This window comes from Streptomyces sp. NPDC028305 (assembly GCF_055569495.1).
The window spans coordinates 119,605-130,938 of record NZ_JBVHTN010000011.1 but is presented as its reverse complement, the minus strand read 5'-3'; the positions used below and the strand labels follow the sequence as shown (position 1 = coordinate 130,938).

Genomic DNA, 11,334 nt, shown 5'->3' with positions numbered 1-11,334 from the left:
CCTCGTCAGACGCGGGTCATGGGCCTGACGGCGTTGGCCCGGTCGACCAGCACCTCCAGGGCCTCGGGGCTGTCCGCCTGCTGGGCCAGGGCCCGCAGGGCCTTTTCGAGCCGGGCGCGCACCGCGGACTGCTCGTCCCGCTCTCCGAACAGCGCCCCGGCCTCCCGCGCGTCGTCAGCGGCGCCGTAGCGGAGCACCCAGTCCAGCGCGACCTCCAGCACCTCGGCGGTCAGCCGCTCACGGGCGTGGCCCGAGGCCCGTCCGTCGTCCAGATACAGCCGCGGCAGCCGGGTCAGCGCCTCCGCGAAGTCCGTCTCGGTCGGCAGCCGGTCGGGGTGGCCCAGCCGGCCGGCCAGCGCCCGCACCGTGGCGATCTGGGCGGCGTCGTGGTGGCGCGAGACCTTCGGCACCCCGCCGAGGACGTCGACCGCCCCGGTGCGGTCGCCCGCGGCGAGCCGCAGCCGGGCCAGGCCGAAGGCGGCGCTGCCCTGGGAGCGGTTGCGCTGCCAGACCGCCTGGTAGAACCGCTCGGCCGCGCCGTGGTCGCGCAGGTGCTCGGCGCAGTAGCCGAGGGCCAGCTTGGGCGCGTACTCCCCGGGCAGCGCGTCGTACACCGCGTCGAACTCCTGCCGGGCCTCGGCCACGGCGCCCTCGGTCAGCCGCACCAGCGCGCGGTGCCAGTTCAGCCGCCAGTCGTACGGCGCGCCGCCGCCGATGATCCGCTCGACGGCCCGCAGCTGGGCCTCGGCGTCGGCCGGCTCGCCGAGTTCGAGATGGGCGCGGCAGATGCGGAACCGTATCTCCGCGGACTCGTGTGGAAAGGCGCCCAGCTGCTCGATCAGCCGCCGCGGGCCGCTGCCCGTCGGGGTGTTGAGCAGCGCCGCGCCCGGGTCCTTGGCGTCGGGGAACGGCACCGGCAGCCCGAACGGCACCTCGGCGGGGTCGGGCCGGCCGTCCGCGAGCACGGGGCGGGCCTCCCCGGCCAGCCAGCGCTCCAGGCCGGGGATCCGGCCGAGCCCGGAGTCGAGCAGGGCCGCGGTGGGCGAGAACAGCGTGGAGGGCTCGGGCTGCTCCCGCTCCAGCCGCAGCGAGTGGAGCTCGCGGAGCACCCCGCGCAGCTGCTCGGCCATCTCGCGGGCGGACCGGAACCGCCGCCGCGGGTCAAAGGCCGTGGCGCGGTCCAGCAGCCGCCGGTACGACTCGGCGCCCAGGCCCGGCGGCCGCTGGTCGGCCCGCACCGCCTTGTCGGAGAGGTTCAGCAGGGTGCGCCCGACCCCGTAGAGGTCGTGCAGCTCGGTGAGGTCGGCGGCGCCGCGCTCGCGGACCTCGGGGGAGGCGAACCAGTCGGTGTAGGTGACCGGGCCGTCCCGCTGCCCGAGCCGGCGGACCGCGCCGAGGTCGATCACCTTGACCCGGCCCTCGTGGTGCATGACATTGCTCGGCTTGATGTCGCAGTAGACCAGCTTCTCGCCGTGCAGATACTCCAGCGCGTCCAGGATGTGCGCGCCATAGGTGAGGATGTACTGGTAGAGGCGGGAGTCGTCGAACGGCGGCTCGGACCGCTTGATGCGGTCCCTGATCCCGGCGAGGGTCATCCCGGCCACGAACTCCATCACGATGTAGCCCCGCAGGCGGCCGCTGTCGCGATCCGGGTGGGGCACATAGTTGATGATGCGCAGGATGCCCTGGTGGTCGAGCAGGGTCAGATAGCGGCGCTCCTCGACGGCCGCGCGCTGCGCCGTTTCGTCGTCGTCGTTGATCAGCCCCTTGATGGCGACGGGCTGGCGGTCGAGCTGGGTGTCCTCGGCGAGATAGACCCAGCCGAGCCCGCCGTACGCGACACAGCCGACCACCTCGTACTGGCCGCCCAGCAGATCACCGGGGCGCAGCTTCGGGGTGAAGTCGAAGGGGTGGCGGCAGTCGGGGCGGGGGCAGAACCCGGCCCAGAGCGCGGGCTGTCCGGCGTAGGCCGCGCCGACGGTCTCCTCGCAGCCCTGGCCCGCGCAGGGCTGTCCCTTCGGGGGCGGCTGCGGATCGTTGTCGATCAGGTCGCGGAGGGAGGGGAGCTCGACCCGCGGCAGGTCCATCAGGCCGTCGCCCGCGGGCCGGACGGTGAACTTCCCGGCCACGGCGCGCCGTCGGGCGCGGGCCGCGGTGGCGGTCGACTCGGACTCCAGGATGCCGGAGGCCTCCGGGGTGCCGGAGGCGGAGGCGGGCGCGCCAGGGGAGGCGGCGCCCGGGGCCGGGCCCTGGGCCTTGTGGCCGCACTCCGAGCAGAAGCCCCGGTCGTTGATCCGGCCGTGGCCCGCGGCAGGGCAGTCGGGCCGGTGGCAGAGCGCCGCCCCGCCCGGCGGGCCGCCGCCCCTCGTCCCGTCCGTCATCACGTCTCCTCCCCGGCTCTCCTCGGGAGCCCGCTCACGGCCCGATCTCGTTGACCGCGCGCACGAACCGGTCGACCGCCTCCTGCGCGGCGGCCACGTCGTACGGCACCGAATCCAGCAGCTCGACCGCCGCGCGCTGGAGGGGGATCAGCTCGGGGTGCTCCGACACGGCCCGGGCCCCCGCGCTCGCGGCGGAGGCGCGCAGCAGCCCCTCCAGCTCGGGGATGCGCTTCAGCTGCTCGTCGGCCGCGCACAGCGCCGCCTCGGCGCGCCGCAGGACCGTGGCCGCCGCGTGCTCGAAGGCGGCCATCTTGGCGATGATGTGATGGGTGTACAGCCCGGGGTCGCCGCGCAGCCGGAGCAGATTGACGCGCAGCGCCGAGGCGCTGCGGGGGTACGGCGCGTTCAGGGCGGGGGAGAGCAGCGCGCGCCGCTCGACGGCCTCGCGCTCGAGGCGCTCCGCGCGGGTCACCTGCCCGGCCAGCTCGCCCATCCAGGCGTCGATCCGCTCCCGCTCCGGGCGGAACAGCCGCTCGGCCAGGCGCAGCGCGGGCGCCTGCGGATCGCGGAAGACCAGCATCAGCCGGCTGCCCCGGTCGGCGAGGATCTCCATGAAGCGGACCAGGGCCTCCGGGTCGTGGGCCCGGTCCACGCTCACCGCCACGATGGTCAGCGGCACCGCGTTGGCCCGGATCCGGCTGAACGGCGAGGTGTCGCCGAGCGCCTTGAGGTCCATCCGGTCGGCGACCCGCTTGGCCACGTCGGTGTCGGTGCGGCCGGTGACGTCGACGGCCAGGTCGAGGCTGCCGATCGGCGGCACCGTGTTGCGCGGGGCCGAGGACACCGCCTGCTCGGCGCCGACCCCGGCCAGCTCGCGGTCCGCGAGCGTCACGGCCCGGCTGAGCGTCTCGTACCGGTCGCTGTCGTCGTCGGCGATCACGACCGTCTCGACGTCCGCGATGCCCTCCCGCCCGGCCAGGCTCTCGCGGCGCAGCCACAGCGCCAGCCGCTGGGCGAAGCCGATGTCCTGCACGCCGTCGGTGAGCGGGGAGACCAGCCGCTCGTCGACGCCGGGGTCGCCGTCCACCCAGCGGCGGACCCCCGGCAGATGACGGAGGACCGTCTCGACGGGGATCATGTACGAGAAGTGGCGGCGCTCGGCGCTCGGCACGCTGTCGGAGTCGTCGTAGCGGCTGACCACGATGCCGATGACGCGCTGGGTCTCCTCGTCCTCGACCCCGGCGCCGCTGAAGCCCCACCGCACCACGTCGCCGCGCGACTCCGGGTTCAGCTGCACCCACTCCGCGCGCGGTCCCGCGGTGCCCGCGATCCGGGCCGAGAACCACATCCCGTTGTCGTTGCCCTCGGGGAAGCCGAACATCCGCACCGGCCGCCGGGGCTTGGGCGGCAGCCGGAACAGCCGCGCCGCGTACTCGGCGGGCTGGGGGCGGCTCAGCGTCAGCAGGGCCACATCGCCGCAGTCGTCGGCGCGCTGGGGCACCCAGCAGCCCTCGGCGACGCGCGCGGTGACGGGCTCGGCGTCGGGCACGCCGACCAGGTCGACCCGGACTTCCGCGGCGGGCACCGGCCATCCGTCCGCGGGGATCACATGGGCGCACGTCAGCACCGTCTCGCTGCCCAGAAGGATTCCGGCGCCCAGAACCTCGCCGGTCGTACTACGGATCCGGACCCGCCAAGTCCCGTCGTGGGCGGGTGCATTGGCGGGATTGTCGCTTTCCGCCCCCATGTGGCCCGAGCATACGCCCGGGACGTACGGAAGTGACCCCAACCGGCCGATGAGTCACGGGAAAGGGTGACCGGAGGGGGCGGAATCCGTGCGTCCGGCCTGCGGTGCGCGGGGTGCGGCGGACGGGGTTTCCCGCCCCGGGCCGGTTTCCCGCCCCGGGCCCAGCGGGCGGTCCCCGGACGGCCGGGACCACCACACGCCCTCGCCGCGGGTGAGCCCCGGCAGCCACCGCTTCACCCCGTGCACCTCCCGGGCGGGGATCCGGCCCTCGAGCAGCCAGACCGGCGCCCCGCCCGCCGTCTCCGCCACGCCGGCGATCTCCGCCTCCGCCGCGGTGAGCCGGGCGGTGACCGGGGCCAGCGTGTCGTGCGGGATCTCCAGCTCGAAGGCGTGGCACGGCTCGTACACCCGCGTCCCCGCGCCGCGCAGCGCCCGCTCCAGCACCACCGGGGTCAGCTCCCGGAAGTCGCGGGCGGTGCTGAGCGGGCTGGAGAAGCCCGAGCGGATCAGGGTGACGCGGCAGTCGGTCACCGCCCGGCCGCCGTGGCCCTGAAGGAGGGTGTCGTGCACGGTCTCCTCGATGGCGTGGTGGAACGCGCGGGGCAGCGCGCCCAGTTCCGTCTCGTACCGGAAGGCCACCCCGGAGCCGGCCGGGGCGGGCTCGACGCGCAGCCCGATGGTCGCCCAGAGGCCGGTGTGATGCCGCCGGGCCATCTCCTCGCACGCCTCGCCGACGCCCACGGGCCGTTCGACATGGACCGGCCGGCTCGGCTCGAAGTCGGCCTCGATGCCGAAGTCCCGGGCGAGCGTCGCCGCGATGATCTCCTTCTGGACCTCCCCGTACAGCAGCACCGAGGTGGTGCCGCCCGGCAGGGCGCGGGTGTGGATCAGCGGGTCCTGCTCGGCCAGGCTCACCAGCGCGGCGTGCAGCCGGGCGGCGGGGCCCGGGCCGGGCTCGCGGGCGCGGACGACCGTGCTCAGGCTGGGCGCGGCGAAGTGCGGCTGGTCCGCCTCCGGGCGCGCGGGGCCGCCCGGGTCGTCGGGGCCGTCGGGGGCGGCGTCGGCCGGGCCGAGCCGGTCGCCGACCCGCACCTCGGGCAGGCCCCGCACCCTCCCGATGTTCCCGGCGGTCAGCCGGCCCGCGCCGGGGCGGCCGACGACGTCGAGCGAGGTGAGCTGGCCCGTGTACGCCACGGGCGTGCCGCCCGGCCCGCGGCGGTGGAGCGTCACCTTCTGCCGTACGGTCAACTCGCCCGTGAACAGCCGCAGACAGGCGGTCTTCTGCCCGGCTCCGGCCCGCCGCTCGACGGCGAAGACCGTCCCGTACGGGGCTGCCGCCGCCTCCGCGCCGGCGGGCGCGGGCGGCAGCAGCCGCGCCATCCCGCGGGCGAGCGCGCCGACGCCCTGGCCGCTCAGCGCCGAGCCGAAGAACACCGGGTGGACGCGGCAGTCCGCCGTCCCGGCGGCCAGCGCCGCCCGCAGCTCGGCGGGCGTGGGCGGCGGGCCGTCCAGGACCCGGGCGAGCAGCGCGTCGTCGGTCTCGGCCAGCGCCTCGGCCATCTGGGTGCGGACGTCCGCGTCGTCGAGCGACCGGGGCACGGCGCGGGCGTCCCGCGTGCCCGGGCCCCGTACCGCTGTCATCGCGACGATGTGCGGGGCCAGCCGGTCCCGGATGTCCGTCAGCAGCCCGTCCTGGCGGGCGCCCGCGCGGTCGATCTTGTTGACGAAGAGCAGGGTCGGCAGCCGCAGCCGCCGCAGCGTCTTCATCAGCACCCGGGTCTGCGCCTGGACGCCCTCCACGGCGGAGAGCACCAGGACCGCGCCGTCCAGCACGCCGAGGGCGCGCTCGACCTCGGCGATGAAGTCCGAGTGGCCGGGCGTGTCGATCAGATTGACCTGTGCCGACCCCACGGTGAAGGAGGCGACCGCCGAGCGCACGGTGATCCCGCGCTCGCGCTCGATGTCGCCCGTGTCGGTCTGGGTGGTGCCGCTGTCGACGCTGCCGAGGCGGTCGATGGCGCCGTGGTCGAAGAGCAGGCGCTCGGTGAGGCTGGTCTTACCGGCGTCGACGTGCGCCAGGATGCCGATGTTCAGGGTGCGGGCGATGCGCGGGGCCCGCGGGGTGCGCGAAGTGGGCATGGGTGCTGAAGTCCTCGAGAACTGTCGTCCGGTGGGGGCGCTGAGTAGTTCCGAGGAATCGGCGCATCGCATGCTCCTGCTGGTCGTCGGATGGACGCGGGCCATCCTGTCAGCGGCAGCGGTGACGTCAAGCGGATTAAGGCCCCGGCCCGCGGATCTTGACGCCTGCGGCAGACCCACGCGGCGGAGCCGCATACCGACCGCCGCTCGCACACTGCCCTCCCCTCGCCCCTGCCGAGGCCTGTCGCCGCGCGGGGCTCCGCCGCGCGGCGGCTTGCCCCCGGCCCGGGGTCTGGGGCGGAGCCCCAGTTGCGGGAAGGGGCGGGTAGGGGAAAAGACCGCCCGGACGCCCGCTAGGGCGCGAGGTGGCGGACGATCCGGCGCAGCTGCTCGGTGTAGTGCTCGCGGAACTCGGGTGAGTCCGGCTCGACGCCGAAGAGCTGCCGCACGATGTGCGGCATCGCGACGGGCGCCGAGACCAGGCTCATGAACAGCAGCATCGCGGCGGCCGGGTCGAGGTCCTCGGCCAGCTCGCCGGCCGCCTGGCGGCGGCGCAGCCCGGAGAGGTCTTCGGGGTCCGGCTCCACCGCGCCGCCGGTGAGGCCGTTCCAGAGGTTGAGGCGGGTGGGCCGGGGGTCGGCGAAGGACTCGTCGAGATAGCGCACGATCAGCTCGTGGAGGGGGAGGGCCGGGTCGGCGATGGTGGCCTCGCGCCGCAGCCACTGCTGGTGCAGTTCGAGGTAGAGGCCCTCCTTGCCGCCGAAGTAGTAGCTGATCAGCTGCTTGTTGACCCCGGCGCGGTCCGCGATGTCCTGGACGCGGGCGCCCGCGTATCCCTTCTCCGCGAACTCGTCCATGGCGGCGTCCAGCAGCAGCCGCCGGGAGCGCTCGGAGTCGAGCTTGCGCTCCTGGGGCGCGGGGGCGCGGCGGGGCTTCTTCGGGGCTTCCTGTGGAGCTCTCTCCTTCACCCGGTCAGGCTAGCCGCAGGGCCGGGCGACTTCACCCATCTATTTGTTTGACAAGTTCATCCGCCCGGATGAATCGTGGGGGCGGTCAGCCCCAAGGGCACGTCGGAGCGAGGAGAATTCGTCATGATCGTGGTGACCGGAGCCACCGGAACCGTCGGCAAGCATGTGGTGGACGAGCTGGTCGCGGCGGGCGCGGAGGTCCGCGCGCTGACCCGCGACCCGGACTCGGCGCGGCTGCCCGAGGGGGTGCGGGTGGCGCGCACCGCCGACCTTCCGCTGGACGGCGCCACGGCGGTCTTCCTCAACGCGGCGGTGGTGTGGCAGACGGGCCCCGCCGAGCTGTTGCGCGAGGCCGCGCGGGCGGGGGTGCGGCGCATCGTCACGCTCTCCTCCTCGGCCGCGGCGGAGCCCGGCCCGGGCAATGTCATCGGCAACCACCACCATGAGCTGGAGACCGAGATCGAGGGATCGGGGCTCGCCTGGACGCATGTGCGGCCCGGCGCGTTCGCCTCGAACGCGCTCCAGTGGGCGGCGCAGATCCGCAAGGGCGATGTGGTGTACGGGCCGTACGCGCGGGCCCACACCGCGCCCATCCACGAGGGCGACATCGCGGCCGTCGCCGCCCGCGCCCTGCTCAGCGAGGACTGCACCGGCCAGAAGCCGCTGCTGTCCGGGCCGCGGTCGCTGACCTTCGCGGAGCAGACGGCCATCCTCGGCGAGGCGCTCGGGCGGCCGCTGCGGTACGAGGAGATCCCGGCGGATGCGGCCCGGGAGGCGATGACCGGCGGGGGCGTGCCGGAGGCCATCGCGGACTCGCTGCTGCGGATGTACGCGGAGTGCGTCGACCGCCCCGCCGAGATCTCCCCGGAGACGGAGCGGATCACCGGGCGGGCGGGGCGTACGTTCGCCCAGTGGGCGAGCGAGCACGCGGCCGCGTTCAGCTGATACCGGCCTCGTCAGGAGGCGGTCCGGCCGCCCGCCCGCTTGGCGGCGGCCTGCTTCTTGGCGGGGGCCTTCTTGGCCGCGGCCTTCTTCGCGCCCGCCTTCGCGCCTGCCTTCGCGCCCGCCTTCTCGGCGCCCTTTTTCGCGGCCGCGGCGGTCTTCTTCGCTGTCGGGGCCTTGTTCGCGGGTGCGGCGGCCTTCTTGCGCGCCCGCAGCGGGTGAACCGTCGCCTCCGCTTCCTCCCCGGCCTCCCCGGCCCCCTCGGGCTCCGCCTTTTCCCCGGCCTCCTCGCCCCGGGCCTGACGGGCGCTGCGCACGCTGTCCCGCAGCGCCGCCATCAGATCGACGACCTGCGCCCCGGCCGGGGCCTCGCCGGGCTCGGCGGTGGGCGTGGCCCCGGCCATCTTCGCCGCGACGAGCGAGTCCAGCGCCTCCTGGTACTCGTCGTGCAGCTCGCTCAGATCGACCTCGCCGAGCGTGTTCATCAAGGTGTCGGCCAGGTCGAGCTCCGCGTCCCGGATCGTCACCTTCTCCTTGGGGGCCACGCCGACCGGGGTGCGCACCTCGTCGGGCCACAGCAGCCGGTGCATGGCGATGGCGTCGCCCACGACGCGCAGCATGCCCAGCCGCTCCCGCCCCCGGTGCGCGTACTTGGTGATGGCGACCTTCTCGCTGCGCTTGAGCGCCTCGCGCAGCAGGGCGTACGGCTTGGCGGCCGCGGGGCCGTTCGCGCCGAGGTAGTAGGCGTCGCCCATCTGGAGGGGGTCGATGTCCGCCGCCGAGACGAACGCCTGGATCTCCAGGGCGCGGGTCGTGGGCAGCGGAAGGCGGGCCAGGTCCTCGTCGGTGATCGGGATCAGCGTGCCGTCCGCGTCCTCGTAGGCCTTGCCGATCTCCGCCGCGTCGATCTGCTTGTCCTCGAGCTCGCAGACCTTGCGGTAGCGGATCCGGCCGCCGTCCTTGGAGTGGACCTGCCGGAAGGAGACCGCGTGGTCCTCGGTCGCCGGATACATCTTGATCGGGATGCTGACCAGGCCGAAGGAAATGTTCCCATTCCAGATGGATCGCATGCTTGATCCCTTTCGTGAGATTCTTATCGTATGTCCCCTATCGCGGAGGTGGAGGGGCGGCGCATCGCGCTCAGTAACCTCGACAAGGTCCTCTATCCGGCCACCGGCACCACCAAGGGCGAGCTGCTGCACTACCTGGCGGCCGCCGCCGGCCCGCTCCTCCGCCATCTGCGCGGCCGGCCTCTCGCCTTCCTGCGCTTCCCGGACGGCCCCGACGGCCAGACCTTCTTCACCAAGAACCCGCCCCCGGGCATGCCCGACTGGGTCGAGACCGCCGAGGTGCCCCGCCACGAGGGGGAGACCTCCCGCCAGGTGCTCGTCCAGAACCTGGCCTCGCTGATGTGGGCCGGAAACCTGGTTGTCGAGTTCCACGCCCCCATGTGGCGCGCCGATCGCGACGCCGGTCTCGCCGACCGCCTCGTCTTCGACCTCGACCCGGGCCCGCCCGCCACGGTCGTCCACTGCTGCGCCGTCGCCGAGTGGCTGCGAGAGCGGCTGCACGCCGACGGGCTGTCCGCGTACGCCAAGACCAGCGGCTTCAAGGGGCTGCACCTGCTGGTTCCGGTGGAGCCGACGCCCTCCCGGCAGACCACCGGCTACGCCAGGAAGCTCGCCCTGGAGGCCGCGGCCGCCGTGCCCGGGCTGGTGACGTCGAAGATGACCCGCTCGCTGCGGCCGGGAAAGGTGTTCGTCGACTTCAGCCAGAACGCCGCCGCCAAGACCACCGCCGCCCCCTACACCGCCCGCGCGCGCCGCGAGCCGACCGTCTCCGCGCCCGTCACGTGGGGCGAGGTCGAGAGGTGCGAGGACCCCGCGCAGATGGTCTTCCGGATCGACGACATGACGCCCCGGCTGGACCGCCACGGGGATCTGCTGGAGCCTCTCCTGGACCCCGGGCTGGCCCGCCCCGTGCCCGAGGGGGCGAACCCGTGACGGCGGCGGCCGGACTGCCCGCGGCGGCGCGGTGGCTGCCCGGAACCGGGCCGACTCCCGGCACGCCCCCCGGAGCCGCGCCGTGATCCCGCACTGGAGCCCGCCCTCCCGGGCGCCGCTGCTGCCGCCCGTGGAGGTCGCGCTGGCCCGCCCCGTCCACGCCTTCCCCGACCCGGCCGGGAGGCGGCTGGCGTACGAGCCGAAGTTCGACGGCCACCGCGTACTGATCTTCCGTATGGACGACGACGTCCTGCTCCAGGCCCGCTCCGGCCGCATCGTCACCACGGCCTTCCCCGATCTGCGGGCCGCCGCTGAACGGCTGCCGGCCGGCACCGTCCTGGACGGGGAGGTCGTGGTGTGGACCGGCGGCCGTACGGACTTCGGCGCCGTCCAGAAGCGCGCGGCCGCCACCCGCGCCCGCGCCGCCCGGCTCGCCCGCGAACTCCCCGCCTCCTACGCCGCCTTCGACCTGCTCGCCGCGGGCAACGAAGACCTGCGCCCCCTGGCGTACGAGCGGCGCCGCGCCCGCCTCGTCGCCCTGCTGGAGCCGTACGGGCCACCGCTCCAGCCCGTCCCCATGACCACCGACCCGGAGCTCGCCGCCACCTGGTACGACACCCTCCCGGCGATCGGCGTCGAGGGCCTGGTCATCAAGAGCCTGGGCCAGCCCTACCGCGCGGGCCGCCACTGGTGGAAGCTGCGGCACTCCGAGACGCGCGAGGCCGTGGTGGTCGGCGTCGTCGGCCCCCGCCACCACCCGCGCTCCCTCGCGCTGGTGCTGCCGGGCGACGACGGCCCGGTGGTCTCCACCCCGCTCTCCCCGGCGGTGCGCGCCCAGATCACGGCCGCGCTGCGCGGCCTGCCCGCAGCCCCCGAGCCGCCCGGGGACGAGCCTGCCCCCACCGCCAAGGACATGGTGGGCACGGAGATCTCGTACCGGCCGGTGGCCCCGGAGCTGACGGTCGAGGTACAGCGGGACAGCACGGCCCGCCACGCGGCGACCGCGGTGGTGCGGCTGCGCGCGCCGGAGTAGCCGGAGTTTGTGGTGTGTTTGGGGGGGGGGGCCCCCCCCCCCCCCGCCGGGGGGGGGGGCGGCCCCACCCCCAAAAAACAAGAGCGGGGGGGCCCGCCCCCGGGGGGCCGCCGGGGGGCCC

At 74.9% G+C, this 11,334-nt stretch carries 8 protein-coding genes; 3 read left to right on the top strand and 5 right to left on the bottom strand.

Annotated features, from left to right (window positions below):
• Nucleotides 1–5: 5 nt before the first annotated feature.
• The 4 genes from ACZ4WQ_RS40370 to ACZ4WQ_RS40355 all read right to left on the bottom strand — a co-directional run bounded on the left by ACZ4WQ_RS40370 (nucleotide 6) and on the right by ACZ4WQ_RS40355 (nucleotide 7,235).
• Nucleotides 6–2,381: a serine/threonine-protein kinase gene (locus ACZ4WQ_RS40370; RefSeq protein ID WP_398370632.1), complete on the bottom strand. Its 2,376-nt coding sequence runs from the start codon at nucleotides 2,379–2,381 to the stop codon at nucleotides 6–8.
• A gap of 34 nt (nucleotides 2,382–2,415) precedes the next feature.
• Nucleotides 2,416–4,128, bottom strand: a complete 1,713-nt coding sequence (locus ACZ4WQ_RS40365; RefSeq protein ID WP_468022800.1) for a S1 family peptidase — start codon at nucleotides 4,126–4,128, stop codon at nucleotides 2,416–2,418.
• Nucleotides 4,129–4,182: 54 nt separating this feature from the next.
• The gene (otr(A), locus tag ACZ4WQ_RS40360; protein ID WP_398370636.1) at nucleotides 4,183–6,267 is read right to left on the bottom strand and encodes a tetracycline resistance ribosomal protection protein Otr(A); all 2,085 of its coding nucleotides are present in this window, start codon (nucleotides 6,265–6,267) and stop codon (nucleotides 4,183–4,185) included.
• 353 nt (nucleotides 6,268–6,620) lie between these two features.
• A complete protein-coding gene (locus tag ACZ4WQ_RS40355; RefSeq protein ID WP_385342457.1) occupies nucleotides 6,621–7,235 on the bottom strand; it encodes a TetR/AcrR family transcriptional regulator in 615 nt (204 codons plus the stop codon).
• A 123-nt stretch (nucleotides 7,236–7,358) separates the two neighbouring features.
• Between ACZ4WQ_RS40355 and ACZ4WQ_RS40350 the strand changes: the two genes are divergently transcribed.
• A complete protein-coding gene (locus ACZ4WQ_RS40350; protein WP_398370638.1) occupies nucleotides 7,359–8,180 on the top strand; it encodes an NAD(P)H-binding protein in 822 nt (273 codons plus the stop codon).
• An 11-nt stretch (nucleotides 8,181–8,191) separates the two neighbouring features.
• On the opposite strand, the gene ku is transcribed toward ACZ4WQ_RS40350, so the two are convergent.
• Entirely contained in the window at nucleotides 8,192–9,247 is a 1,056-nt protein-coding gene (ku, locus tag ACZ4WQ_RS40345) for a non-homologous end joining protein Ku (protein ID WP_398370640.1), read from the bottom strand.
• Nucleotides 9,248–9,277: 30 nt separating this feature from the next.
• Between ku and ligD the strand changes: the two genes are divergently transcribed.
• Both ligD and ACZ4WQ_RS40335 read left to right on the top strand, forming a co-directional pair.
• Entirely contained in the window at nucleotides 9,278–10,180 is a 903-nt protein-coding gene (gene ligD / locus ACZ4WQ_RS40340; protein ID WP_468022799.1) for a non-homologous end-joining DNA ligase, read from the top strand.
• 82 nt (nucleotides 10,181–10,262) lie between these two features.
• Nucleotides 10,263–11,213: an ATP-dependent DNA ligase gene (locus tag ACZ4WQ_RS40335; RefSeq protein ID WP_311730252.1), complete on the top strand. Its 951-nt coding sequence runs from the start codon at nucleotides 10,263–10,265 to the stop codon at nucleotides 11,211–11,213.
• The last annotated feature ends 121 nt before the right edge of the window (nucleotides 11,214–11,334 follow it).